This window comes from Nitrospirota bacterium (genome assembly GCA_016178585.1).
Lineage (GTDB): Bacteria > Nitrospirota > Nitrospiria > JACQBW01 > JACQBW01 > JACOTA01.
In genome coordinates, this window is the sequence record JACOTA010000018.1 from 1 (window position 1) to 26733 (window position 26733).

At 52.2% G+C, this 26733-nt stretch carries 19 protein-coding genes; 14 read left to right on the forward strand and 5 right to left on the reverse strand.

All coding sequences use genetic code 11. The annotated features are described in order from the left end of the window. Positions 1-394: 394 nt before the first annotated feature. The 10 genes from moaC (at position 395) to HYR79_03190 (ending at position 11957) form a co-directional block, all read left to right on the forward strand. On the forward strand, positions 395-898 hold the full coding sequence (gene moaC / locus HYR79_03145) for a cyclic pyranopterin monophosphate synthase MoaC (protein ID MBI1820684.1): 504 nt from the start codon (positions 395-397) through the stop codon (positions 896-898). Between the two features lie 220 nt (positions 899-1118). After that, positions 1119-2402, forward strand: coding sequence for an ATP-binding cassette domain-containing protein (locus HYR79_03150; GenBank protein MBI1820685.1), 1284 nt, complete (start codon positions 1119-1121; stop codon positions 2400-2402). Positions 2403-2525: 123 nt separating this feature from the next. Beyond that, positions 2526-3293, forward strand: coding sequence for an ABC transporter permease (locus tag HYR79_03155; GenBank protein ID MBI1820686.1), 768 nt, complete (start codon positions 2526-2528; stop codon positions 3291-3293). A 112-nt stretch (positions 3294-3405) separates the two neighbouring features. Then, positions 3406-4047: a histidine phosphatase family protein gene (locus tag HYR79_03160; protein ID MBI1820687.1), complete on the forward strand. Its 642-nt coding sequence runs from the start codon at positions 3406-3408 to the stop codon at positions 4045-4047. 66 nt (positions 4048-4113) lie between these two features. Beyond that, positions 4114-4548 (forward strand): hypothetical protein, encoded by a 435-nt coding sequence (locus HYR79_03165; protein MBI1820688.1) that lies wholly within the window; start codon positions 4114-4116, stop codon positions 4546-4548. A gap of 311 nt (positions 4549-4859) precedes the next feature. Beyond that, a complete protein-coding gene (locus HYR79_03170; GenBank protein ID MBI1820689.1) occupies positions 4860-5894 on the forward strand; it encodes a hypothetical protein in 1035 nt (344 codons plus the stop codon). Between the two features lie 164 nt (positions 5895-6058). Further along, on the forward strand, positions 6059-6865 hold the full coding sequence (locus HYR79_03175; protein ID MBI1820690.1) for an outer membrane lipoprotein-sorting protein: 807 nt from the start codon (positions 6059-6061) through the stop codon (positions 6863-6865). Between the two features lie 129 nt (positions 6866-6994). Further along, positions 6995-8254 (forward strand): hypothetical protein, encoded by a 1260-nt coding sequence (locus tag HYR79_03180; protein ID MBI1820691.1) that lies wholly within the window; start codon positions 6995-6997, stop codon positions 8252-8254. Between the two features lie 227 nt (positions 8255-8481). Further along, positions 8482-8913 (forward strand): DUF3842 family protein, encoded by a 432-nt coding sequence (locus tag HYR79_03185; protein ID MBI1820692.1) that lies wholly within the window; start codon positions 8482-8484, stop codon positions 8911-8913. 302 nt (positions 8914-9215) lie between these two features. Then, positions 9216-11957 carry an MMPL family transporter gene (locus HYR79_03190; protein ID MBI1820693.1) on the forward strand — a complete coding sequence of 914 codons (2742 nt, stop codon included), beginning with the start codon at positions 9216-9218 and terminating at the stop codon, positions 11955-11957. A 108-nt stretch (positions 11958-12065) separates the two neighbouring features. Here the strand turns inward: HYR79_03190 and HYR79_03195 are convergent, their stop codons facing one another. After that, positions 12066-12260, reverse strand: a complete 195-nt coding sequence (locus tag HYR79_03195; GenBank protein MBI1820694.1) for a hypothetical protein — start codon at positions 12258-12260, stop codon at positions 12066-12068. Positions 12261-12285: 25 nt separating this feature from the next. Between HYR79_03195 and HYR79_03200 the strand changes: the two genes are divergently transcribed. The 4 genes from HYR79_03200 to HYR79_03215 all read left to right on the forward strand — a co-directional run bounded on the left by HYR79_03200 (position 12286) and on the right by HYR79_03215 (position 20626). Beyond that, positions 12286-13239: a hypothetical protein gene (locus tag HYR79_03200; protein ID MBI1820695.1), complete on the forward strand. Its 954-nt coding sequence runs from the start codon at positions 12286-12288 to the stop codon at positions 13237-13239. 626 nt (positions 13240-13865) lie between these two features. Continuing rightward, a complete protein-coding gene (locus tag HYR79_03205; GenBank protein ID MBI1820696.1) occupies positions 13866-17942 on the forward strand; it encodes a VCBS repeat-containing protein in 4077 nt (1358 codons plus the stop codon). Between the two features lies 1 nt (position 17943). Then, positions 17944-19296 (forward strand): hypothetical protein, encoded by a 1353-nt coding sequence (locus HYR79_03210; GenBank protein MBI1820697.1) that lies wholly within the window; start codon positions 17944-17946, stop codon positions 19294-19296. Beyond that, positions 19280-20626 carry a hypothetical protein gene (locus HYR79_03215; protein MBI1820698.1) on the forward strand — a complete coding sequence of 449 codons (1347 nt, stop codon included), beginning with the start codon at positions 19280-19282 and terminating at the stop codon, positions 20624-20626. Before HYR79_03210 ends, HYR79_03215 begins: the two co-directional genes overlap by 17 nt. 171 nt (positions 20627-20797) lie before the next feature. Here HYR79_03215 and HYR79_03220 read toward each other — a convergent pair whose 3' ends face one another. From HYR79_03220 to HYR79_03235, 4 genes are all read right to left on the reverse strand, one after another. After that, positions 20798-22087, reverse strand: a complete 1290-nt coding sequence (locus tag HYR79_03220) for a hypothetical protein (GenBank protein ID MBI1820699.1) — start codon at positions 22085-22087, stop codon at positions 20798-20800. Then, on the reverse strand, positions 22084-23328 hold the full coding sequence (locus HYR79_03225; GenBank protein ID MBI1820700.1) for a hypothetical protein: 1245 nt from the start codon (positions 23326-23328) through the stop codon (positions 22084-22086). Before HYR79_03225 ends, HYR79_03220 begins: the two co-directional genes overlap by 4 nt. Before the next feature lie 25 nt (positions 23329-23353). Then, on the reverse strand, positions 23354-24694 hold the full coding sequence (locus tag HYR79_03230) for a hypothetical protein (GenBank protein ID MBI1820701.1): 1341 nt from the start codon (positions 24692-24694) through the stop codon (positions 23354-23356). Between the two features lie 66 nt (positions 24695-24760). Next, a complete protein-coding gene (locus tag HYR79_03235; GenBank protein MBI1820702.1) occupies positions 24761-26077 on the reverse strand; it encodes a hypothetical protein in 1317 nt (438 codons plus the stop codon). Positions 26078-26733: the final 656 nt, after the last annotated feature.

The window sequence follows — 26733 nt, forward strand, 5'->3', positions numbered from 1 at the left end:
GACCGCCACAGTGGAATCTATCGTTGAAAAACTCTCACGCTGCCGCCAAACCCTGGAACAGATTCAGCCAGGCTGCACGCTCCCGCGCAGGAGAAAAACAAAAAAGTAGTTGTCCAGTTATTTAGCGGACACTACACTAGTAATATTCCTTATTTAGGTATTCTTCGGGTTAATTTAACCTTGTAGGGGCAGGCCTCTGTGCCTGTCCTGGGCAACCACGGGGGGTTGCCCCTACAAGAAACATATCACAATTATTTTTACGTTTGTATTAGTATGAAAATTGCATGATTATCTGTTAATAATTTTTCGTAAATTTATAAAAGAAGTGGACAAAATCATACACTTTGTTAAAATAGATCCTTTAATCAGGGTAACTTAAAGGAAAGGGTGAAACATGTCAAATCTTGAACTTACGCATTTTAACACCGAAGGCCGGGCAAAAATGGTCGATGTGAGTGAAAAAAAAGAAACGGAACGGACGGCTCTCGCAAAAGGAACGGTTTATATGCAGCCCGAGACCTTTAAGCGGATAAAAGATGGAAAAATTGCCAAAGGAGATGTCCTGGCTGTCGCCCAGGTTGCCGGTGTGATGGGAGCCAAAAGGACACCTGATTTGATTCCGATGTGCCATCCTTTGTTGCTGACCAGTGTGGACATCGATTTTAAAGAAAATGGAGAGCCCGATAAAAAAGGGAAATGCTCGATTGAGATCTCTGCCACGGTAAAATTAAAAGGCCAGACCGGGGTTGAAATGGAGGCCCTGACCGCTGTGTCAATTGCCGCTTTAACGATTTACGACATGTGCAAGGCGATCGATAAGGAGATGAGCTTCGGAAACGTCGGCCTGGTTCGAAAAACAGGTGGAAAATCAGGAACTTTCGTCCGTAAAGAAGATTAAAGCGAGGATCAGGCTATGCCTGTCCGAGCCTCCGAGCTTGCTTTGGGAGCGATTCCGCAGCGGACATATGGTTTTAATTGTTTCTCCGCACGGGCCCAAATATAAGTAAACTTAATGATGACGGTCTCGTAAAAAATCGTCATTCCCGCGAAAGCGGAAATCCAGAGGGAGCGTAACGATCTAAAAAGACTAGATTCCCGTTTACACGGGAATGACAGATATGAGTTTTTTCAGACTTCTTACTGCTGCATTAATGATCAAACTGAATCAATTGGCAAAAACATATGCGTCCGGCGTTCAGGCCCTTAAGGGCTTGACTCTGGAAGTTTCAGAGGGAGAAGTTTTTGGTTTTTTAGGGTCAAATGGCGCGGGGAAAAGCACGGCCATTAAAATTCTGACGACCCTGACCAAATCTACGGGAGGGACTTTTTCAATCGCGGGAATCAACCCGATTCAAAACCCGACCCGGATAAGGGAAACCATTGGCTATGTCGCCCAGGAAGCGGGGGTTGACTATTTTCTTACGGGAAGGGAGAACCTCGTCCTCCAGGGCCGTCTTTACCGTCTTTCCACGGCATTGATTTATCAGCGGGTCGAAGAGTTGTTAAATTTGTTTGAGCTAAACGAGGTAGCCGATTCGATGGTTTCCACTTATTCGGGTGGAATGCAGCGTAAACTCGATATTGCCACAGCTCTCGTCCATCGCCCACGGGTTTTATTTCTCGATGAGCCGACTCTGGGGCTCGACCCAAGAAGCCGAATGACCCTGTGGGATTATATCCGCAGGCTCAATAAAGAATTTGGCATGACCATTTTTCTAACAACCCATTACCTGGAAGAAGCTGAAAAACTGGCCCCGCGCATCGGTATTCTTGATGAGGGCGAACTGAAGATCGTCGGATCCCCTGAAAAACTTAAGGCTGATATGGGGGGCGATTCGATTAATTTCATCTGTGAATCCGCCGAAAAAAGAGAAACTCAAGCTGAAAAATGGAATCTGTTTAAATTTAAACCGTATATTGACCATCTGGTTTACGACCGGAACGAAGTCAGGATGTATGTCAGAAACGGCAAAGACGCCCTCTTAAAAGTGATGGCGGAAGCCGACGCTTTAAAACTTGAGGTGGAAACCCTTTCATTTTCCCATGCCAGCCTTGACGATGTTTTTCTAAAATACACCGGTAAAAGTCTTGAAAACAAAAAAGAAACCGCCGAAGCCGAGCCCTGGTGGAAAAAATGGCAAAAAACCGGCGGCGGAAGTGATGATTGGAAAAAATGGCAAAAAACCGAAGAGGGAGAAAAAGGCGCCAACTCGGAGGGAGAGAGCGACGCGAGCCCCTCTGATCAAACCAGCGAGCAAGGCGAGGGAGAGGGGGAGGCTCCATCTGGCTCTGCCAGTGGAGGGGGCGACGCGAGCCCCTCTGGATGGAACGGGAAGTCGGGTAAATGGACTGAAGCGGAGATGAAAGAATGGTGGACCAAACAGTCCAAGACAGAATCCTGAACTGTTATTAACGCTCTAAAAAAATTGTCATTGCGAGCGTAGCGAAGCAATCTATAACATGAGATTGCTTCGTCGGCTAAGGCCTCCTCGCAAAGACAAAATGAGAAAGAAATTTTCTTACATATGTCTTTGATATTCGACACATGGTTTCAATTTGCGAAATACATGAAAATCACGCTTCGGATGCCGTTGTGGACTTTATTCGGGCTAATTCAACCCTTGATCTGGCTTGTGATTTTTGGCGAACTGTTTAGAAACATGACCCAGTTAGGCGGGTTCCCGGCCACTTCTTATATTGAGTTTCTCACTCCCGGAATTTTAGTGATGACCGTTTTATTCGGGTCTTCCTGGTCGGGGGTCAGTCTCCTCAGAGAAATTAATTTCGGCACGGTGAATAAGGTTCTTGTGACGCCTGTCAAACGGACGTCGATTGTTTTAAGCCGGGTTCTGCATTCAGCCGTGACGGTGATCATTCAGATCATCATTATCTTTACCCTGGCCTGGTTTTTAGGCGCGAAAGTGCATGGAGGATTGGCGGCCTTTACGACCGTAACCCTTTTGATCCTGCTCCTGGCTGTTGGTTTTGCCGCCCTTTCAAATGGATTTGCGATGAAACTGAAACGAGAAGAGCCGCTGGTCGTCATTGGGAACATGTTGACCCTTCCCCTCATGTTTTTTTCGTCGGCATTTATTCCTCAGTCCTTTATGCCCGATTGGATTAAAAACCTGGCTGTGCTTAACCCGGTGAGTTATGCGGTCGATGCGGTTCGTCTTTCTTTAAACGGAGAATTCACGGTTCCTTTTTTATTCAGTTTTTTTGCGGTCTTCTTCTTTGCGGTTTTAACAATGGTGTGGGCGACGCGGATGTTTATTCGCCAACAAGAGGATTAAAGGGCGAACATGTCCACAGTTATTTGTCATTGCGAGCGATAGCGAAGCAATCTAAAACATGAGATTGCTTCGTCGGCTAAAGCCTTCTCGCAAAGACAAAGATATAAGGGTTATGTCAGAAAAAATCCGGGAAAAAGCAGAGGCAACCACGTTGGTTTTTTTCAGGCATGGGAAGACCGGTTTCCCGGAAGAGCGGTTTTACAGCCGGGTGGATGACCCTCCGTTAAATGTGGAAGGAAAGAGCCAGGCCGAAAGGCTGGGCCGTTGGGTCAAGGGGTCCTCTTTTTCGGCGTTATATTCGTCTCCCTTAAAAAGGACCATCGAGACAGCGGGTTATCTTTCGAAAGGATTAAACTTGAAAATTTTTCCCAAAACGGGTTTGGAAGAACGGACAATGGGAGAGTGGGATGGTTTGACCCCTGCCGAAGCGAGGGAGCGGTTTCCGCGAGAATTTTTGAAATGGAAGGGCGACCTTCTCCAATATTCTCCCCCCGGGGGAGAATCCTGGGTCGCGTTCGCAGAACGGGTCATGAAAACCGTGCAAGAAATCAAAGAGTTCCATCCCAATCAGCGGGTGGCGGTGGTCACCCATGTGGGACCGATTCGCGTCCTTGTCAGCAGGGCAATGGAAATAAAGGATGAAAATCATAAAAGGATTGTGTTAGGATACGGTTCCGCCACCCGGATTGATTATACGAAAAACTGGGGGAATCTTTATTATTTGGGAGTCATTCCCTTTGAACAGGTTCCATAAGACATCTTTTTTGTAGGGGCGACCCCCTGTGGTCGCCCAGGGCAGGCACAGGGGCCTGCCCCTACAATGAAATGCAATAACATTAACGGTGTTATTAATCAGGCAATTAACAACGAAGGAGGAATAACAATGTGTAATACCCATTCTAACGGTCATGCGCACGGTGTCAGGTCCGATCAGGAAAAAGTTTGTGCTGATTTACGCGACGATCTCGTCGAAAAGTTAAAAAGCATCACCAAGCTTGAAGCCCAGGTTCCGGTCATTGAATCGGAAGATTTTCCATTGGTGAACGAAGTGACTGCCGTCCTGTCTCAGATTATTCGAGAAGAGAAAAGGCACGCGGCCGCGTTAATGAAACTCATTAATAAAATGGATGAGGTTCAGTCCGAAATGTTTTTAAGCGGGCTAAAGTTTGATGATCATGACCATGACCACGATGAACACGATCATGACCATGAACATGCCGAACATGAACATACCGAGCATGGCCATTCCCATTAAACCTAAAAACAGAACGCAGGAGTGTGAAGGCATGCTCCTGCAAAAAGAGTCAACCTTGTGATCGTTGTGAAGGCCTGGCGAAGCATCCGGCTATGCGGGTGCGCAGCACGGGGTTCGGGGGCATAAAAACATAGCTTCGCTGCGGAAGCGCTTGCGAGCAAGCTTTGTGGCACGGGCCCCTGAAAAGTAGAATAAGCGAAGCATCCGGCTATGCGGGTGCGCAGCGCGGGGTTCGGGGGCATCGGAGGAGTTCACGAAGTGAACCCGCACGGGCCCCTGATATAGATGGAAAGTCAGGGTGGAGAAAAATAATGACGACAAAAAAAGGTAAGAAACCGACCAAAGGGCCAAAGAAATCTGTATTAGATCCGATGACGGTTGCTCGAATGAGTTCTGCCTACTGGACGTCCAAAGTGATCCAAACAGCCGTCAGGCTGGATGTTTTCAATCATTTAGGATCGCAGTCGCGAACCGCGGATGACCTTGCCGAAGAATGTCAGGTTGACATGCGGGGTCTCGACATTCTGTTGATTGCGTGTGTCGCGCTGGGTCTTTTGGATCGAAGTTCAACAGGTAAATATAAAAATACGCCGCTCTCTAAAACGTTTCTTGTGAAAACAAGTCCGCAATATCAGGGCGGGATCCCGTTGATGTTTGAGGAGTGGTACCCGACATGGGGCAGACTCTATGACGCCGTGCTGACGGGAAAACCCGTTGTTGAGAAACCGCATGAACAGGGGGATGAATCCACACGGGCCTATATTATGGGAATGCATTACCGGGGTCTGGCTCAGGCCCAGTTGCTGGCGAAAACAATTTCTCTGAAGGGGAAAAAACAGTTTTTCGATGTTGCCGGCGGTCCGGGTATTTTCACCATCATGATGTGCAAGGCCAATAAGAATTTAAAAGGAATTGTCTTTGACACGCCTCAAACATTAAAAATTACGCGGGAGATCATTGAAAGTTATAAAATATCCGATCGGGTGGCAACCCGTGAAGGCGATTATTTTAGAGATGAATTCGGCGAAGGGAACGATGTGGTCCTTTTATCTTCGATGCTCAATCAGGAATCACCTGAAATGGTGAAAACCATCATGAGAAAAGCCTATTATTCCATGGAAAAGGGAGGATTGTTGATTGCCCAGGACCAGATGCTGAACCCCAATAAAACAGGCCCTGTTTTGTCAGCGCTGATCGGCGTCAACCAGCTTCTCCATACGCCGGGCGGAGCGGCTCATTCTGAGAAAGAAGTGGCTCAATGGATGAAAGAAGTCGGCTTCACCAGGGTTGCCCGCGTTGATTTGCGGGAGCCGAGTCCTTTTACGGTTTTGACGGGCATTAAATAAACCCATGAAAAAACGATGGCAAACGTAATCAATGAAGTGTCATTGCGAGGAGGTTTTTTCGACGAAGCAATCTCATGTTATAGATTGCTTCGCTGGCGCTCGCAATGACAGGCAACGCGACTAAATATGTTTGTTTTAATCTTTTGAGATAGACAGGAGTCTGAATGAAATTATTTTTTTGGTCTGCAGCAACACTCATGCTTTTGGTAAATTTTGTTCTGGCGGAAGCGGTGACGCCAGCCCCTATAATGGACGGCCTTGAAGTCATGAAGAAAAAAAACGAGGCCTACCTCGCGAATGACCAGATCAACACCGTCACGCTTCGTCTTTTCACCAAAGAGGGAGACGAAAAGAAGATTGTCACCAAAAGATATTGGAAAAATTTCGCGGGAAAAGAAGGAATGGCGACCAAGACCCTCTTTTTTACCGACTGGCCTCCTGACGCGAAAGGGACCGGGTTTTTAATCTGGAACTATTCAACGGCGGGAAAAACCGACGACCTGTGGCTTTATCTCCCATCGCTTCGGCAGACTCGCCATGTCTCCTCGCGCGGCCAGGATGACGCCTTTATGGGATCGGATCTGACCTTCGGCGACATGGGGCAACGGAGGCTGGAGGAAGATGATCACAAATTACTAAGAGAAGAGGCCTGCGGCGATGAGACCTGTTATGTCGTCGAATCGGTCTCTAAAGAAAAAGAAGGGGTTTACAGCAAGAAGGTCCATTGGATTACCCAGAAGGATTTCAGAACCATGAAGACCGAATATTATGACCGTAAAGGGGATCTCCTGAAAACGCAGACGATAGAATGGCAGGAAATTTCAAAACATAAAGCCTGGAAACTCTCAACGGTGATTAATGTTCAAACCGGGCATAAGACCATTTTTGAGATTTCGGACTTAAAGATCAACCCGGGCCTTTCCAATGATATTTTCACAGAAAGAACTTTAAAAACCGGGATCAGACAATAAGAGACGAAAGGACTACCCATCTCCTTCCTCTTTTTAATTTCTTTCGTTTTTAGCTTAATATTCCAGCTTTCAGGTGGAGCGCAAAAGGCTTTTGGCGAAACCTTTCCTCATTATCCGGGCGCCGAGGTCATGGGATATTATAAAGCTGAGGTGGCCTATCGTTATCCCCAAAATGCGGCATTTTCAAAATTTCTTAATTTGTTTCAACTCGAATTACACGCTTTTATTTCCGAGAAGGCCCGTCTTATTTCCATCGGAAGAGTCACCTATAATTCCATCTATGATTTTGAAAGTTTTTATGACGTTAACCCGCTTCGGCCCGAATTCAAGCGGACTCCGGCGGAAATCGCCGGTTTTGGTCCCGGGAGAACCGATGCGGAGCTTCGGGAACTTTATCTTGACTCGAACAGCGAATTCGTCGATTTAAGAATCGGAAAGCAGATCGTCCGATGGGGTTTGATTGAAGGGTTCCGGATTACGGATGAAATCAATCCTCTGGATTTTGGGGAATTCATTTTAAGGGACGTCGGAGACCGGTACATTCCGCTCTGGATGGTAAAAGGGAATTTCTATATCCGCGACATGAATCTTGAAACCCTGTTCATTCCGGATTTAACGTTTCATAAGCCTGCCCGGCCGGGCACGGAATGGGAGGAATTTCAGATTCCCCCGGGAACTGAAACGCCGACCAATAGCCCGATGAACTGGGAATGGGGGGTGCGGCTCTCCGACAACATTACGGGATGGGACTCCAGTGTCAGCTATTTTTATGCGTGGGACGACTTCCCGGCCGCTTTCCGCGGCGCGTTTGGAAACGAAGCGACGTTAACCTTTAAGCCCCGGTATACCCGGCTGCATACGCTGGGATTCTCAACCACCAAAAACATTTCCGGGGCCGTTGCGGGGGTTGAAGCGGCTTACGTCCATGGAAAATACTTTGAAACCGGAGTCGATACGAACGGAAACGGGGTTCTCGATTCTGCGGACACGTTCGGCGAAATCGGCCAGGATTATTTTAAATACGGCCTCAGCATGGATATCAACTGGCTGGATTCGGACATCACGTTTCAATATTCTCAAACCCTGATTCCGCATTATGATCCGACCATGCTGACCGACCAGGTCGAAAGCGGAGGAAGCTTCTTTATCCGTAAAGAGATGCTCAACAGCCGTGTGATCGCGCAATTTTCCGTCCTTTACTTTTTTAATCACAATGAGGCTCTGATCCGGCCCAGGATCGATTATAAATGGACCGATTTGATTAAGTTTTCTTTCGGAGGGGATTTTTTTTCGGGGGAAAGACGAACCGATTTGAACTCTGAATTTCGTTTTATTGGTTTTTTTAAAGATCATGATAGACTATATGCGGAAGTGAAGTATAGCTTTTAGAGAATGGTGTGACATATTTCTTGTAGGGGCAACCCCCCGTGGTTGCCCTGGGCAGGGGCACAGGGGCCTGCCCCTACTGTCATTGCGAACAAAGTGAAGCAATCTCAAGACTTTACGATAAGATTGCCACGCACCCTTCGGTGTTCGCAATGACATGATTAATAAGTGGGTGCGAAGTCTATCGCTGGTCTTGGGTTTAATGCGTTTGTATTAGTAAAAGAGGTATTATGGTGATCGCGGTGATCGATGGACAGGGGGGAGGGATCGGGAGTGAAGTGATTAAGAAACTCCGCGACTACCTCCCTGAAGAGACCGAAATTATAGCTCTGGGAACCAATGCCATCGCGACTGCGTCCATGATGAGGGCCGGGGCCAATAAGGGAGCCTCCGGAGAAAACGCCATTATTCATTCCATAGGAAACGTCCATCTCATTATCGGAACGCTTTCTATTGTTCTGGGCAACTCGATGATGGGCGAGTTGACGTTTAATATGGCTAACGCGATTTCCAGCAGTAAGGTCAAAAAGGTCCTTCTTCCCCTCGGGTTTGAAAATACCGATCTGATTGGTGTGGAGAAAGAACCGATTCCTCACATGATTCTCAAACTGGTTGATCGCGTCAAAATACTTATGGGAAACGAAAAAAAACGTGAGGGATGAGCTTACGCCCTATGTGTTAAGCATGATGTTGAAAAACTCTTTTTGTTGTCATTGCGTCTTTTCCCAAGAACAGAGTTAGAAAGCTGTCATTGCGAACAAAGTGAAGCAATCTCAAGACTTTACGATAAGATTGCCACGCACCCTTCGGTGCTCGCAATGACATGATTAATAAGTGGGTGCGAAGTCTATCGCTGGTCTTGGAAACAATCTCATGTTTAGATTGCTTTGTCGCTAAAATCGCTTCTCGCAATGACATTGCCGGGGTTTTTTAACAGCCTATTTAGGAGGTTTTTAAAAATTAAATGATTAAAAAATATGTGAACTGGTTAGTCGATCACCCTTATCGGGTCATCTTTATCGTGACGTTGATTACCCTTTTCTTTGCCTTCCAGCTTCACAACCTTTTTATGATTCTCGACCCCAAGAGGATCCTTCCCCAGGATCACCCTTTTGTTCAGCTCAATAATCAGATCGAGAAGACCTTTGGCGGAAGCCGTGTGGTGGTTATCGGCGTTTCGGTGAAAGAGGGGGATATTTTTAATCCCGTCACGCTCGCCAAAATCAAGCGGATTACCGAGGCGGTTAAAAAGGTTCCCGGAATTTTAGAGGAAAACGTTGTTTCGATCGCCGACCGCAAAATAAAATTTATCAACGCCTCTGCGGGAGGGATGGATATCCGCCCGATGATGAGCGAGGTCCCGGCGACCAAAGAAGGTTTGGAAGAGCTTAAGAAAAACCTTTATTCCAACGACCTTTATGTTAAAAGCCTGGTTTCGGAAGATGGGAAATCGGCGGCGATTATTACCGATTTCCGGTCGGGGGTTTTATCTCCAACAGGCTCCGGTTCGAAGCCGGGTTCGACGGCCGGAGGAAACCCCTGGTGGAACCCCGACGGGACCCCGGATAAAAAAAACCTCCAGCCGGTTTCGCCTGGGGGCGAGCCGGGGTCCGGGGGCATCGAAGGAGATCCAGCGAGCAAAGCGAGCGAGAGGGGGGGGCTCCAGCCGGCTTCGCCGGTGGGGGGGGCGACGCAAGCCCCTAATAAATGGTGGAACGGCGACAAAAAAGGGGCATCTTCCCCGACGGCCAAGGGCGGTACGACTTACGACGTTTTATTCGGCATGGTGAACAGACTGATCTATGGAAGCAGTCCCTGGCCCATTGGAGGAGATAACCCCTACTGGACCAGCGATTCGACCATTTACAAGAAACTGCATTCGATTATCGATCTGGAAAAAGACGGCAACACAGAGGTTTACCTTGGAGGCCTTCCGGTGGCGCTCTCCTTTCTTGAAGCCGATACCAACGTCATGAATGGCATTGTTTTTCCAATTGCTTTTGTCATCATCATGGGGGTTCTTTTCCTCTCCTTTAAAAGCCTCCAGGGGATGGTTATTCCGATCCTGACAGCCTTATTAAGCGTTGTTTGGGCGCTTGGCCTTGTCGGCCTTCTGGGGATTCCCCTCGACCCCTTTACGAAAACCCTAACCCCGCTTCTGATTGTCGCGATTGCCGCGGGCCATTCGATCCAGATCTTAAAACGGTACTATGAGGAATATGCCGTTTCTCAAAACCACCGGGAGGCGGTAAGAGAATCGACTTTAAAAATGGCCCCCATCATGCTGACTGCCGGCCTGGTCGCCTCGGCCAGTTTTGCCTCTCTGGTGACCTTTCATTTAAAAACCTTTCAGGCCTTTGGGCTGTTAACCGCCTTTGGCATTTTATCGGCCGTGGTTTTGGAGCTGAGTTTTATTCCGGCTTTTAGGATCATGATTAAACCAGGAGTCAAAGCCGCGCGTGAAACTCCCTCGTCCCTGGACCGGGTTTTGGCGTCATGGGGTGCCGCGATACCCAGGCAAAAATTCAAGATTCTTCTGGCCGGGGTCTTATTTTTAGTCATCAGCTTGGTGGGGGCCTCCCAGGTCAGGGTCAACAACAGCCTCAAAAATCAGTTTTTTGAAAAAACAGAACTCCGTCAAAGCGACCGGGCCATCAACCAGGCGTTTGGCGGCACCTCTACCTTTTATATTTTGATCGACGGCAAAAAAGCCGACCGGTTAAAAGACCCCGGCATTATGGCGGGCATCGAGGGGCTTCAGCGCCTTCTTGAATCGATTCCGGGGGTTGGAAAAACCCAATCTTACGTCGATTATTTAAAAAAGATGAACCGGTCGATTCATGGGGGAGACCCGGTCTGGGAGAAAATACCGGAATCCCGCCAAGCCGCGGCGGAATACCTTTTTCTCTATTCGATCTCCGGAAACCCGGCGGACTTTAACCGTTTGGTCAATTACGATTACCAGCAGGCGGTCATCTGGACTTTTTTAAAAACAGACAGCACCGATCTGGCGGAGCGGCTCATTAAAGAGGTCGAAGCGTATAAACCAGGTCATTTTGACTCCGATATTTCGGTCGGGGTGGCGGGAAGCTCTCCCGTGACCGTCGCGCTCAACGAAACCATGGTGAAGGGAAAAGTTCAAAATATCCTTCAGGTCAGCGGTTTAACCTTTGTCATCGCCTCTCTGGTTTTTCGTTCATTGTTAGGGGGGCTCCTGGTCCTCATCCCGGTGCTGTTAGCGGTATTTATTAACTTTGGCATTATGGGTTTCTCAGGCCTCACCCTTGGAATTGGAACGGCGACCATTTCAGCCATGTCGGTGGGTTTGGGGGCGGACTATGCGATTTATTTCATTTTCCGCCTTAAAGAAGAGTTTAAGAAGTTTTCAGATATAGATCCAGCGAGCAAAGCGAGCGAGAGGGGGGGGCTCCATCCGGCTTTGCCGGTGGGGGGGGCGACGCAAGCCCCTTTGGAATCGGCAATCTCAAAAACCATGAGTACTGCCGGAAAATCGATCCTGTACGTCGCCTTTGCCATTTCAGCCGGGTGTGCCACCTTGATATTTCCCGGCTATTATTTGCATGCCGAAGGGATTTTAGTTCCGCTGGCGATGTTAACAAGTTCCTTAGGCGCCATTTCGCTGATTCCCGCTCTGATGGCCTGGCTTCGCCCTAAATTCATTTTCGGCCCCGCAAAAATGATGTAGGCGTAACGGGATTCATGCGTTTGTTCTTTCAGATTAAAGATCATGTAGGGTCTTTGTGAATTTTTTTTTCTTCATATTTTGGAGTTTCATTGTACTAACGTTTTCCAATCAGCCCGTTTTAGGACAATTTGCTCCCTCTGTTCCTGAGACGCCAGCCTTTTCTACAACTTTTGAAAACTCTTCCACCTCTCCTCCTTTTGCCGCTACACCCGGCTTTTTCTCTGCTCCGGGCTCAGAAGGATCGACTCCTGCTTTTTCTTCGACCCCTGCGGAAAAAGGAACCGCGGGCCCCTCTTTTTCCACAACACCCGCTTTTTCTCCTACTTCATTGGGTTACGCGACGACCTCTCCGGCGCAGGCGACCCTCCCTCCGCTGGAAGATTTCCCCTTAAAACCGCTGGAGTGGAGCAAATGGAGCGTCGGCCTTCTGGTGGGCCTTTATCACCCGTCGCTGGAAACGTTAAATCACATACTCTCCGATAACCGTATTGGGATTCTTCAAGATCCCAATTTCCTTCTTCCCGGGAACCCGGATTTTCCAAGTACCAGAAGAAATATTGTCGCTCCAGATATTTTCGGTCTGGCAGAAGTCGGAATCGAGGTTAACCTGGAGATCAATCCAAAATATTCGTTTTCCATTGCCGGTTCCCAATGGGCGGGGGAATCCCGCGCGGAAGATTCAGCGACCATCTTCACCCGGTCTAACCAGCCTCCCAGCATCGTCCCGCGGGATGCCCGTTACCATGTCACCATTAAACAGCTCTGGTGGGGATTAAGGTATCATTTATTCAATGAGCCGGGGGTTAAAAAGGTTTATTTTAACATCGGAATTATCGGGATTTCACATGCTGACTTTACGATGGATGCCCTTGAAAGGGTGATCACCAACAACAACCTCAGCTTTGATTCCGTCAGCGTGACGGAGGCTTCGGGGTATGGGTTTACCACCCGCTTCGGGGCGGGGGGGGAATACTATTTTCAAAAATGGCTCTCCGTCGGGGCTAATGTCAATTACGTCGTCGGCAAAATCTCGACACTCAAGGTCACCCGGTTTTTTGCCAGCGGCTTTGCGGAGCCGCCCCCCGCCCCTCCTGATTCCCTCCCTCCCGATCCCACCATCCACATTCCGGAGCCGGCCAAAACTCCTGTCCCGGGAGATTCCATTACCTATGTTCCGGTGACCACCATAGGGGCCGCCGATGTTCTGCAGGGGACCCCTCAGGACCTCGCCCTTGACCTGGATGGCTTTGACGTCACGTTTTATATCCAGTTTCATTTCTAGAAAACAGAGTTTTTCTTTTTGTAACCCTTCCGTAACCCTTCAGTGAAACGGGGCGATACACACGAAAGGGCCTGGTGTGACCTGAAAGGAGACTTCGGCGAAGTTTGTTGATCCCGCCATAATGTAAAGTCCAGAAATGAGGATAACTTCGTCGGCGTCGGAGAGACGGTCATTCCAGGCCCTTGAGAACCCTTGACTGAAGAGTTACTTCTTTTCTTACCCAGGAACATAGATATAGGATTTGCAACTCCTTGTTTTGCCTGTCATCGCGAGCACCCGTAGGGTGCGTGGCGATCTCGGTTCACGATGGCGAGATTGCTTCGCTTCGCTCGCAATGACAACTTTCTATCTTTTAGGGTCTTACTTTTTTCTTGACCCAAGAACAGAGTTAGAAAGCTGTCATTGCGAACAAAGTGAAGCAATCTCAAGACTTTACGATAAGATTGCCACGCACCCTTCGGTGCTCGCAATGACATGATTAATAAGTGGGTGCGAAGTCTATCGCTGGTCTTCAGTTATAAAAGATGTGCTATCGGTTATGCAAAAAAGTAATTAGGGAGATCTGGAAATTGTAAAAGATTGGATACCATTATTTTATAGAGATTTTAGAAAATGGAGATCTGAAAATGGCGAGGCAATCGGTGGTCGCGTGGAAAAAAACAGTGGTCCTGGGTTTCTTACTCTTCGTCGGGATGGCGGCGTTCACCGCTCTGGCCCCCTCAACGGCCAAAGCCGCTTCGTGCGATACTGCCGGGGCGACCGTCCCTTGTTCCGAAGACAAAACCCTGGACGGCTGCACCCAATGCCACAGTATGCAGATCGCTGGAGGAAACCGCAGCGGAGGCGTCGCGACGACAGATCGCTATATTAACCTCAGCGCAAGCGCTCAACGGCATATCCTCGATCCCCGGGTCACGGATTGGACGTTTATCATTGATCAAATGATTCTCAAGGGCGCCGTCGCCGATTCGGCCAAGCTTTCGGCCTATTTAAATACGAATTATTGTCCCTCCTGTCTGGGACCGATCATCAGCAGTCCGACCGTTTCGGGAATCGCCGGCGACAGCGCCACCATTAATTGGACGACCGAAGTCCCCGCCACCACTTGCGTTGCCTACGGGACCAGCGCGACTTCATTAACGGGGGATACCTGCACGGCCTCCGATCCAAACTACGACGCCACGAATGCCACACTCGTCACGAGCCATGCGGTTGTATTAAAGGGCCTGACCGCCGGCCTTACCAAATATTATTTCGTCCACCGGTCGGCCGAAAGCGGGGGGGCGACGGCAACCTACTCCGCGGCCCAAAGCTTTCTAACTTCGCCCGGCGGGGGCGGTGGAGGAGGCGGTACCGTCGGAACCATCATTTCATTGGCGGTTGGTAATTACAGCGCCGACACCAATCTGGATCTCGCGGTGAGCGTAAGCGGAAAGAATCAGGTCATCGCTTATTTAGGGAACGGAGCAAACGGGTTTACTCCGGGACCGCCCCTCGCCAACGTGGGAACCTCGCCGCTCTCCATCACCTCCGGGGGGGTCAAAGGGGATTTCAACGGGGATGGAAGAGATGATCTTGCCGTCGCCAATTTCGGCGCGACGGGAACCGGACAGAATGTCGCCATCTTTTTAGGGACCGGAACGGCAACTTCCGCTAACCCGGCTTTCCAGTCGACGCCGGTGACAACGATCCCCCTGGTCGATCCGCCGACCTCGGTTGTGACCGGAGATTTTGATAATGACGGCAAACTCGACCTCGCGGTTGCCACCGTCGGGACAGCCGGGCATGTGTTAATTTTTAAGGGGGACGGAACCGGCGGTTTTGCCACCCCCCCGGTCACTACCCTGTCGCTCAGCGTTTCCACCGGTCCTGTTCCGACCATTACCTCCGCGGCAGTGACCGGCCTTCCCTCCATACAGTGTCAGGCTCTACCGCTCGATCTAACGATTATCGGCACGAATCTCTTTGACGGTCTGACCTACTTCCATTTGGAGGATGGGACGACGCTGTCGGTGAAGTCGACTTCCGCCGACTCCACCACGGTGATCGCGACCCTCCCTTCGGGCGTGACCGCTGGAGTCCACACGGTGGTGGCGACCCTGGGGTTGGAAACTGGCGTAAGCCCTCCCATAACCATCTCCCCCCGCATTCTTAAGCTGAATTACACCACGAGCAGTCCGGTGGCCTATGGAAGCGCCGGAACGATTTATATCGTTGGAGGCGTCCCTAACTCTTATGGCGGAACCGCTACTGCCTTTGCCGCGGGAGCGACCGTCACAATCGGTCCGACCCCTCTGGGAAGTCTCACGGGAACAGTGGTTGCCGGATCAGCGCCGTCCGCCGCGACCCCGTTTGTTTTGATTAACGGGAACACCATAGGATTCTACTGGTCCGGGACCGAATTGCCCGCGGGAACCTACGATGTCAGCGTGGCCGATCATGACGCCTGCGCGGGAGGCGCGACGGTTCATAACGCCCTCACTGTTTATGGGACACCTCCCCAGCCGACGATCACGAGTGTCAGTCCCGCAACCCTATCGTATGGAACCGCCGTGAGCCAGGCGATCGTCATCAACGGGACAAATTTCGTCGCCGGATCGACGATCACGGTCGGAACCCTCACCGGAACGACTGTGACGTCGCCAATAGCCAGCGCCAACGTACCCTACAGTTACTCCAGCGGTGGAAAGCTCTACTTCTGGTGGCCCAATACGGCGCTCCCCGTTGGTTCGTATACGGTGACCGTTGCCAACCCCTCGGTGACGGGTGGATTGTCGGCAAGTCTGACCGGCGGGTTTACCGTAGCGGCCCCACAGCCGGCGATCACGAGTGTCAGTCCCGCGACCGTCGCATATGGGAGCACCGCCAACCAGGCCATTGCTATCAACGGCGCGAATTTCGTTTCCGGGGCCACGATCACCGTCGGCACTCTCACCGGGACAACTTTTACGTCGACGATCGCCACCGCCGCCTTTCCTTACAGTTACAACAGCAGTGGGAAGCTCTATTTCTGGTGGCCCAACACCTCGCTTCCCGCCGGGACGTACAATGTGACGGTGACCAATCCGGCTTCCTATGGAGGTTTGTCGGTCACCCTGACCGGCGGGTTTACCGTTGAGACGCCTCAGCCGGCGATTACAAGCCTCACGCCCGCGACCGTTTCGTATGGGACTACCGCCAGTCAGGCCATCCTCATTAACGGGACGAATTTCGTATCCGGTGCGACGATTACGGTCGGGACCCTCACCGGGACGACGATTACCTCGTCGGGAACAGCTAACAGCACAAATCCATATACTTATTACAATAGCGGGGGGCTTTACTTCTGGTGGCCCAATACGTCCCTTCCCGTCGGGACGTACAACGTGACGGTGACCAATCCGGCGTCCGTGGGAGGCCTGTCGGTCACCTTGACCGGAGGCTTCACAGTCTCTTCGTCAATACCTCCCCAGCCGACCATTACGAGTGTGAGTCCGGCGACCGTTATTAGTGGAATCACCGCCAGCCAGGCGATTGCGATTAACGGCACAAATTTTGTTTCCGGGGCGACCATTACCGTCGGCACCCTCACCGGGACGACTGTGACGTCGACGATCGCCACGGCCAGCTCTCCTTACAGTTACAATAGTAATGGAAAGCTCTACTTCTGGTGGCCCAATACCTCGCTGGCCGCCGGAACATACGACGTGACGGTGACCAATCCGGCTTCCGTGGGAGGATTGTCAGCCACCCTGACCGGCGGGTTCTCAGTCCAGATTCCCCAGCCGACGATCACAAATCTTACTCCCGCCACCGTCTTGTCTGGCGGGGTTACGGCCAGCCAGGCGATCGCCATCAACGGCTCGAATTTCGTCACCGGTGCGACGATTACGGTGGGTACCCTTACCGGTACGACGATCACGTCGACGGTAAAAGCCAACAGCAGCAACCCGTACACTTACTACAGCAGTGGTCTTCTTTACTTCTGGTGGCCCAATACATCGCTTCCGATCGGGACTTACAACGTAACGGTGACCAACCCGGCCTCGGCGGGAGGCTTGTCGGTTACCCTGACCAACGGCTTCACCGTTGCGGGCCCCCAGCCGACGATTACAAGCTTGAACCCCGCGACCGTTTCGTATGGGGTGACCGCCAGCCGGGCCATTGCCATCAACGGCACGAATTTCGTGTCGGGGGCAACGATCACGGTCGGAACCCTCAGCGGGACAACCGTTACGTCGGCAACAGCGACCGCGAGCGTGCCCTACAGCTACAACAGCAGTAGTATTCTTTACTTCTGGTGGCCCAATACCTCGCTTCCGATCGGGACTTATAACGTAACGGTAACCAACCCGGCCTCGCAGGGAGGTTTGTCGGTTACCCTGACCAACGGGTTTACCGTCGCGGCCCCCCAGCCGACGATTACAAGCTTGAACCCCGCGACCGTTTCGTATGGGGTCACGACCAGCCGGGCTATCCTCATTAACGGCACAAATTTCGTCACCGGAGCAACGATTACGGTCGGTTCCCTTACCGGGTCGACCGTGACGTCGTCGGGAACGGCTAACGCCACCCTGCGCTATACCTATTACAATAGCGGAGCGCTCTACTTCTGGTGGCCCAATATGTCGCTTCCCGTCGGGACATACAACGTGACGGTAACCAACCCGGCGTCTGTGGGAGGTCTGTCGGTCACCTTGACCGGCGGGTTTGTCGTGCAATAGAGTGACCTGTACGCGGATCAACGTGAGGGCCTGCCTGATCTGGCTTGCCCTCGTCATTTCTTTAGCGCCGCTCTCCTCTCACGCCGCCGGGCGGAATAACCTCTTCGTCACCCAGATTGTCATTCATCCGCTCGATCCCAGGATCGTCTACGCCGTCACCACCTACAGTATCGGCCTTCTCAAAAGCACGGACAGCGGTCAGCATTGGTCCCTGATCAATAATGGGATCAAGAGCTACTCCCTCTATCACTTTGCGGTCCATCCCAGGGATCTCAACACGATTTATCTCGGCGCGGGAGGCGGAGGCCTCTATAAGAGCGTCGACGGGGGAAATCATTGGGTCGAGAGGAATGATGGATTCCAGGACACCGATATCGGCCAGATGTTTCTCCACCCCAACGATCCCGATAAAATTTATGTCGTTTCCGCCACCGGGGTTTACAAAAGCCCGGACGGCGGAAAAAGCTGGGAGGCATGGAACCAGGGGGACACCTTTACCACCAGCCAGGAATTTCAGAATATTCTGATCATCCCGGGAAAGCCTGGCCCGGGCGGGGCCAAAGCGCCCGATAAATTTTTCCTCGCCTCCAAACATGGCCTCTACACCCGGGCTGAGGACGATCCCTTATGGAGATTGGCCTCGAAAGAGCTGGAAGAAAAGATGGTCAGCGCCCTGGCGGTTGATCCAGGCGGAAAACGGATCTACGCCGCCATCTTTCGAAACAGTCAGACCTTAAAAGGGGGGGGGCTCTTTGCCAGCGACGACTTCGGCGTCCATTGGAAAGAGGTGGGAAAGGGGATTGAGCGCGATTGGATCCGCGTGATCCGGTTCGATCCAGGCAATCCGAAGCGGCTCTATCTTGCCACCTCATTTCGCGGGGTTTTGGTCAGTCTGGACGGGGGCCAAACCTGGAAGGAGTCGAATAAAGGGTTGGACGCGACCGACCTGAGGGCGTTGGTTCTCGATCCCTCCAACCCCAATATCCTCTACGCCGGCGCGCATGGAGAAGGCATTTTTAAGTCGACGGACGGCGCCGCGACATGGACCCATCTTGACAATATTCCGATGCTGGAGGGAAAAGCGATCATCGCGCAATTAACCACCCCGGATCCGAATCGAAAGAAACCCGATCTTTCTCCCCCCGCCGCGTTCGCCAAATGCAACAAGTGTCACGGTTGGACCGATCCCTTTCTCAACACCGTAAACGGCTTCTGGCTGGTAACTCCGAACAGGCGGGATTGGAGCTTGACCGTGAAGCGGATGAGAAGAGGCGCCGGGCTGACCGACAACGAAGAAGAGATCATCACCAACTTTCTCAACGCCTATAGCGGCGCCTATGGCAATGCGCCATGAACTTTCTACACCGGGAATCCCTGACCGGACTTCTCATCTATTCCGCTGGCCCATACCGGTCGTCCTGATCCCCCTGATTCTTCTCTCGATTTACTCTCCTTCTGCCTTCCCCGGCGAGCGGCCCTTTCATTTTATCCGTGCCATCGCTATTGACCCGGCGGCCTCTGAAACCCTTTATGCCGCCACCGATAATCAAGGGCTGATTAAAAGCGTCGATGGAGGAGGCCATTGGCGTTTCATCAACACCGGAATCATGGATGATCTCGTGTATGATGTCAAAATCTCCCTGATCACGCCCCGTCGAATTTACGCAGCGGCCTGGGGTTCCGGTTTTTATCAAAGCGAGGATGGAGGGGAATCATGGCGGGAAGTCAATGCCGGGCTGGGGAACACGGCGATTGGCGTCATTCTGCTGCAGGCCGATTCAAAAGGGCGGTCGGAGACGATCACCATCGGAACATCGACCGACCTCTACGAACGCCGGGCCGAGGAGACCGTGTGGCGGTCCATGACCGGGGGACTGGCGTTCTGGAACGGTCCGCAGTTTCAAAGCCTGATCATTGGAGGGTCTGATCCGGGCTCTCTGTGGATGGGATCGGAATCGGGTCTTTTTCAGAAAACCATCGGCATTTCCGGCTGGAGAGCGGTGAAACCGCTCCGGGGAATAAAAATCACGGTCCTGACGGCTCGATCAAAACCTGATTTGCTTTACGCGGGGACGCTCGGCGGCGGATTATTCGTCAGCGATGATCAGGGAAAAAGCTGGGTTCGAACCGGAATAGGCCTGGAAAAGGCGTGGATACGGGCCATCGCGATCCATCCCTCTGACGCCGGGGTAATCTACGCGGCTGCCAGCGTATCGGGAATTTTTAAAAGCCGGGACGGGGGAAAGTCATGGAGGGTCGTCAATCGCGGACTTACCGATCAAGATGTCCGGGCGCTGGCGATCGACCCGAGACGCCCGGAGATTCTCTTCGCCGGAACACACGGGGCGGGGATTTTCAAGTCGATCAACGGTGGAACGTCGTGGCGACACCAAAGCGGTCTTCCCTTTCTTGATTTAAGCCGTCAGTTGGAGTTTCTCAACGCCCAGGCGAACAGGGAAAAACCGGACATCGCGGCGCCGGCTTCGTTCCGAAAGTGCAATCATTGCCACGGCTGGACCGATCTCAATCTGAATCAAAAGGCAACCCCGTGGCGCGTAGCGGCGAACCGAAGGGACTGGAAACAAACCGTCGCGCGCATGACCGGCGGGACCGATATCCGTCCGGAAGAAGAGGAAGAGATCACGAGATTTCTTGAACGCTTTACGGAAACCCGTGTCCCGTAATCCCAAGACCAGCGATAGACTTCGCACCCACTTATTAATCATGTCATTGCGAGCACCGAAGGGTGCGTGGCAATCTTATCGTAAAGTCTTGAGATTGCTTCACTTTGTTCGCAATGACAGCTTTCTAACTCTGTTCTAGGGGTAATGGTTTTTCCAACGGTGGGACTGTTTTTAAGGCGGTTTCCTCTGGCTGTAAGTGTTTAAAAAAGAGATAATCTCTTCTGTTTCCGCCGGGGTCAGCCCGGCCCCCCGGCTCATCCTTTTGACCGTTGGCCGCCAATCCCTGCGATTGGGAGGCACCCGCCAGAACGTTTTCTTCCGGGTTAAAAAAAGATCGGTCCAGCCGTGGCACTTTGTGCACTTGACGAAGGGGGCGGGAATGACCGGCGCTCTGTCCGGAGTCGGCGCCTCATCCGGCACCAGCGAGTTGATGATCGATGAAACCGGTTCCCGCGTAATCTCCGGAGCGATCCAGGTCGTTCCTCCGTCCCGTGAAATAAAGATTCCTTTATTGTGGGTTCCGGCGTAAAGCCGGTCGGGATCCTCCGGATCAATCGCAACGCTCATGATATCGTCGTCTAAAGGCAGGCCGCCCGACATTCTTATCCAGGTCGCTCCCTGATCGAGGCTCTTAAAAAATCCTTTTCCAAAGGCGCTGACGTATATCTCGCGGGGTTTCTTCCGGCTGACCGCGATGGTGTTGACCCACGCTCTGTTGAAAGGTCCCTCGACAGGAATCCAGCTTCTCCCCCGGTCGCGCGAGAGGAAGGGACCGGCATGAAGGGTTCCGGCGTAGAGAATCTGATGCTCGCGGTCGAACGCCAGCGTCGTGATCACCTCTTTCTTCAGCCCTTCTCCCAGAGGCGCCCACGGACCGGCCGCGCCGCGCGCGTAAAGGAGTTCCTGGCCGAGGAAGAGACGAGACGGCGGCGCCGTCTCGAAGAGGAGGGTCGCGATTACCTCGCCTTCAAGGGAAGGAAGCCCCTCCCCATAGGCCGACCAATGGATTCCGCCATCCAGGCTTTGGAAGAGATCGCCGGTTGAGGTCCCGACGACCACTCGTTTTGGATTATTTGGATCGACGGCCAGGGCGTGGATATTGGTGTTGCCCAATCCATCGTTGATTTCAACCCAATGTTCTCCTCCGTCGGCGCTTTTGAAGACTCCCCCGCCGAACGTCCCCAGATACAAGGTTTTAGCGTTTGCCGGATCAAGAGCCAGGTGATAGGCGCTGGTGTTTTTGAGGCCGTTCCGCGCCGGCGACCAGCTCTTTCCGCGATCGGCGCTCTTGAGCACCCCTTGAGGCCGGGCCGCGGCGTAGAGGATCGCGGGCTCATTCGGATCGATGAGGATCTGATTGATCATCAGCGGCTCCCCGGCGAACGACGCCGTAGAAAGGAGAAAGAGCGCGGACATGGCGAGGCAAAGCGGTTGTTGCTGGTGAGCGGAGACGAGGGTCATGGAGGAAATTCAATCCATCGACCCAGGCTGGCGGCGAGTCCGGACCGGTAATCCTTCCAGACGAGAAGAAAGCGCCGCCCATCCGTGGAGACTTTCGCGAAATGGTTTCCGAACGACCGGGAGACAAAGGTCGTTCGGGGGTATAGAGGCTCAGCCGCCCGGCTGGAAAATGCCTTTTCAGAATCTTTCAGACGAATGCCGTTGATGTCGCGGACGACATCCTGGATTCCGGTCATTTTCTCTTTAGACCCGTTCTCCTCTTCCCAGATTACCAGGCACTCTTTGTTCCGGCAGGCGATGTCCGGAAACATATGGAAACGAGGGGTTGTGGAGAGCGGCGCCCCGTTTGGCTCCAGCGCCTTCCCTTTCGAATCGATCCGGGCGCCGTAGAGGGTATATTGCGCGCCGTCCCTCCGATCGACCCAGACAACAATCACATGCTTCCCGTTCCAGGCGACTGCCGGAAATCCCTGTTCCCCGGGGAGCGACGCCACGCTGATACCGGCCGGGTCAAGGAGGTTTCCCTTCCGATCGACTCGCGCGCCATAAATATCCTTTGATTGATCAAGGCGCCCATCCATCCAGACCACAACGAAATCCCTTCCGTTCCAGACCACCGCGGGAGAGGTTTGGTCTCCTTTTTCACGGCTGATCGAGATCCCTTTCGGATCGAGAACTTTTCCGCCCGGAGTCACCCGCGCGCCGACGATATCCCATCCCGTTCCGGCGCTCTCCTCCGTCCAGACGACCAAAAAGTTTTCCCCATTCCATGCCGTGACCGGATGTTTCCGGTTCGCGGCGCCGACCCCGATCGGAATGTCGCCTGAATCGAGAGGCCGTCCTCCCGCATCGATGAGCCTTCCGAAAATTTCAAGATTTTTACGGCGTCGAAGATCTTGCCAGACGACCAGATAATGTTTCTCTCCCCACGCGAGCATTGGAAAAAGTTGTTGAGAGGCGGAGGAGGAAACCGGAAAACCTTCTTTCTGAATCCTTTCCCCGGCGGGGGTCAGTTGAGCGCCGTAGACGCGCCGCAGACCGTTCCGGGTCGACTGCCAGACAATCAACGCGTGATGTCCATCCCAGGCGGCCACCGGGTCTTCTTCTTCTTCGCCGGCCCGGACGGAGATGGGAAATTCTTTTCCGATCATGGGAACGGTTTGTTCGAACGCCCTTCCAATCTCAATCGGGAAGAGGAGGATCGGAACGATCCAGAGAAGAACCCGCAAAATCATAATCATTCAGCGACGACCCCCGTTTTTTGAATCATTTTTTTGACCCTCCCGCGGGCAAATCAAAATCGGTTTTAGAGTCATTTCCCGTCGTTCTGTAAATCCAGGCGTTTGGCGGAAGGGTTGTCCCGGCGTAAAGGTGTTTGTCGAACACCGTCATCGCCTCAATGGTGAAAGGGCCCAGTTGTCCGACTTCTTTCCATCGATCCCCATCCCCTGTCCGAAAAATTACGCCGCCGACAGCGGCATAGAGAAACTTGTTCAGGACCGCCATCGATCCGATGTAACCCCGTGTTGTTTTAGGGTCGGCTGAAAAGACGCGGGTCGGCGCCCCTCCCGCCAGTTCGAATTTAAAAATCTCTCCTCCGCCGGTTGTTCCGACGTAGAGCGCCCTATTGAAAAAGGCGGCGCCGCGCACGCCCTGAAAATATTTTTCTTGCGGGCGGTCTCCGCCGGATGGCCAGAGCCGTTTCCAGGTCATCCCGTCCTCTGATCGATAAAGCCCCCCCTTCTCGATTCCGGCATAGAGGGCCCCGTCAAAAGGGAGGATGAATCGCACCCAATGGGTGAAGTCCGCCCCGGCGTTCGGGATCAAGTCGCTCACCCTCGTCCAGCTTGTTCCGTTCGATGACCGGTAAAGGGAGGCCCGCGTGGTTCCGGCGTAGAGGACCCCCTTGTAAACGCCGAGGCTGGTTGCTCCTTTTTCCTCCGGCAAACGCGCGCTCAAATGCCACCTCTTCCCGTCCGCACTGCTCCATATCTCTGCCGCGGGGTCATTGGTCACGCCATATAATCTGTTTTGAAAAGGGATCAACCCGTAGACCGTATAATTGGAAGTCGTCAAAGCGGGTTTCCAGGTCGAATCTTCACCGAACTCGAAGATGCTTCCGTTTCCCTCGATTCCCGCGAATAGCCGGTGACGAAAGGCGCCCAGAGCGACCACATTCCACCCTCCGGGCACATTCCCGGTCCGCTCCCACCGGATGGAATAGCTTATACCGTAATGGAGCATAAGATGTTCTGTCAGTTTTTTTTGCTCGGTATCGGTCATCTCGCATCCCATTGCGCGCATCCACGGAATCACCAGATCCCAGGGCCGTCGCGTGATGGGATGCGAACGTCCTCCTTCGCATTCTCCGGAGAGGCATTGGCCTTCCAGGGTGATGCCATGGCACTTTCCGCAACGCGTGACGATCAGGCTCCGACCATCGATTTCGCCGAAGGCGGGAACAATCCGAATATCCAGAAAAAAGAGCAAGAGCAAAGGGAAAAAGACGATGCCCCGCCGTAACCCTTTGGTAAAACGGGGTGATCCACGCGAAAGGGCCTGGTGTGACCTGAACGGAGACATCGCCGGCGTCGGAGAGACGGTCATTCCGGGCCCTTGAGAACCGTCGACCGAATAGTAACGGTCATCTTTGAAAAGGTTTTCATCATAATATTACGGAGTCCGTTGAGCATGCGGGGGCTGATGGCTATAAGCGGTCAAGAAGTTGACCACCACCGATTCCTCCTGTTTCGTCAACCGGGCCCGCTTTGCCATCCTGCCGACGGTATATTTCCAATCCCGTTGATTGGGCGGAACCCGCCAATAGGTTTGTTTCCGACTCAGCGCCGAATCGGTCCATCCATGACAGGCATTGCATTTTAGAAAGGCCTCCGGCACTGCAGGAGGCTTCTGAGTCGACGGGGAAGAATTCGACAACAGCGAGAGGATTTCGGTTATCGTGAAGGAAGGCATCGGTTTGACCGGGTACCATTGCGCGCCGCCGTCCACCGAACGGAAAATCCCGTTGCTGGTTGTTCCGGCGAAGAGGAGAAATCGGTTGAGCGGGTGGATCGCCAGGCTGCGAATGTCTTGATCGTTCAATCCGTTATTCGACGGCTTCCATGATTTTCCGCCGTCGGTCGATTTCAAGATGCCTCTCCCGCGTGTCGACAGATATAAAACGCGGGAATCGGACGGGTCCAGGACAATCTGGTTGATCCACAATCCCTTCTCGATTTTCATTTCATTCCATTCTTTTTTTTTGTCCTCTCGCGTAAAGAGGCCTTTTGCCAATGTCCCGACCCACAGCACCCGTTTATTTTCATCGTAGGCCAGGGCACTCACACGCGTGTCTCGAAACTTTTCCTCGGCGCTCCACCGGGGAGCATGAATGGCGCGCTGAAAGAGTCCCTGAGAGTTCCCGTACCAGAGGGTCTTGGGCGGGCCGGGTGAAATAACCAGACTCTTAAATTTGATCTCATCGGGAAAAGGGGGGAGCCCTTCTCCAAAAGAAACCCATCCCTTTCCCGAATCGGCGGTCCGATAAAACTGAGTCGAGGCGGCGATGTAAAGCCGATCGGGCGATCCGGGATCGACTGCGATGGCGTCAATCGCGGTATTACCCAGCCGGTCATTCATTTCAACCCAGGTTTCGGCGTCGTCCCCGCTTTTGGAGATTCCCCCTCCCCAGCCCCCCGCATAGAGCTTCGTGAACGTCACCGCGAGGGCGTGATGGGTGAAACTCCTCAGGCCATGGTTCGCCGTCTTCCAGGTTAAACCCGCGTCTTCGCTCTTTAAAACACCGTAATTGCTGGTGATGGCGAAGACCTCTTCTTTATGGGTCGGATGGCCGACGATTTGATGAATAACAAACGGAGTCTCTTTTCCGCTTTCCAGAGCCGACAGGTCGGAATCCAGACAAAAACAGAGGATGAGGATCGCCCTCATCACGGGGACCTTCACTCCCCCGAAAATCGTCACCATTCTCATAAGTCGTTTGCATCATTTTCAAATTAACAGGTTACCCAAGAACAGCGATAGGATTTGTAACTCCTTGTTTTTCCTGTCATCGCGAGCGCCCGCAGGGTGCGTGGCGATCTCGGTTCACGATGGCGAGATTGCTTCGCTTCGCTCGCAATGACAACTTTCTATCGCTGTTCTTGGGTCTATTTATAAGACTTTTTATCCGGCATGTAAAGAGTTTTCGAACACCCAAGAGAGATAGAAAGTTGTCATTGCGAGCGAAGCGAAGCAATCTCGCCATCGTGAACCGAGATCGCCACGCACCCTGCGGGCGCTCGCGATGACAGGCAAAACAAGGAGTTGCAAATCTCTGTTCCTGGGGAACAGAGTTAGAAAGCTGTCATTGCGAACAAAGTGAAGCAATCTCAAGACTTTACGATAAGATTGCCACGCACCCTTCGGTGCTCGCAATGACATGATTAATAAGTGGGTGCGAAGTCTATCGCTGGTCTTGGGGGGTCACCAGCCAATATAAAATTCAACAAAATTGGCATAAAAGAGGAAATTAATACCTCCTTTTTTGGGTAAAAATTTTCCTTTGATTCCCATTTATGTTCCATATGTAAGGTTTTTTCTAAAAAAATAAAAAATTATTAAGAAAAATAATAAAAAAAATATAGTAT

What these genes read in the sequence shown, in the direction of transcription:
- moaC (MBI1820684.1), top strand. Translation starts at nt 395, where the DNA reads ATGTCAAATCTTGAACTTACGCATTTTAACACCGAAGGCCGGGCAAAA.
- HYR79_03150 (MBI1820685.1), top strand. Translation starts at nt 1,119, where the DNA reads ATGAGTTTTTTCAGACTTCTTACTGCTGCATTAATGATCAAACTGAAT.
- HYR79_03155 (MBI1820686.1), top strand. Translation starts at nt 2,526, where the DNA reads ATGTCTTTGATATTCGACACATGGTTTCAATTTGCGAAATACATGAAA.
- HYR79_03160 (MBI1820687.1), top strand. Translation starts at nt 3,406, where the DNA reads ATGTCAGAAAAAATCCGGGAAAAAGCAGAGGCAACCACGTTGGTTTTT.
- HYR79_03165 (MBI1820688.1), top strand. Translation starts at nt 4,114, where the DNA reads ATGAAATGCAATAACATTAACGGTGTTATTAATCAGGCAATTAACAAC.
- HYR79_03170 (MBI1820689.1), top strand. Translation starts at nt 4,860, where the DNA reads ATGACGACAAAAAAAGGTAAGAAACCGACCAAAGGGCCAAAGAAATCT.
- HYR79_03175 (MBI1820690.1), top strand. Translation starts at nt 6,059, where the DNA reads ATGAAATTATTTTTTTGGTCTGCAGCAACACTCATGCTTTTGGTAAAT.
- HYR79_03180 (MBI1820691.1), top strand. Translation starts at nt 6,995, where the DNA reads ATGGGATATTATAAAGCTGAGGTGGCCTATCGTTATCCCCAAAATGCG.
- HYR79_03185 (MBI1820692.1), top strand. Translation starts at nt 8,482, where the DNA reads ATGGTGATCGCGGTGATCGATGGACAGGGGGGAGGGATCGGGAGTGAA.
- HYR79_03190 (MBI1820693.1), top strand. Translation starts at nt 9,216, where the DNA reads ATGATTAAAAAATATGTGAACTGGTTAGTCGATCACCCTTATCGGGTC.
- HYR79_03205 (MBI1820696.1), top strand. Translation starts at nt 13,866, where the DNA reads ATGGCGAGGCAATCGGTGGTCGCGTGGAAAAAAACAGTGGTCCTGGGT.
- HYR79_03215 (MBI1820698.1), top strand. Translation starts at nt 19,280, where the DNA reads ATGGCAATGCGCCATGAACTTTCTACACCGGGAATCCCTGACCGGACT.
- HYR79_03220 (MBI1820699.1), bottom strand. Translation starts at nt 22,087, where the DNA reads ATGACCCTCGTCTCCGCTCACCAGCAACAACCGCTTTGCCTCGCCATG.
- HYR79_03225 (MBI1820700.1), bottom strand. Translation starts at nt 23,328, where the DNA reads ATGATTATGATTTTGCGGGTTCTTCTCTGGATCGTTCCGATCCTCCTC.
- HYR79_03230 (MBI1820701.1), bottom strand. Translation starts at nt 24,694, where the DNA reads ATGACCGTCTCTCCGACGCCGGCGATGTCTCCGTTCAGGTCACACCAG.
- HYR79_03235 (MBI1820702.1), bottom strand. Translation starts at nt 26,077, where the DNA reads ATGAGAATGGTGACGATTTTCGGGGGAGTGAAGGTCCCCGTGATGAGG.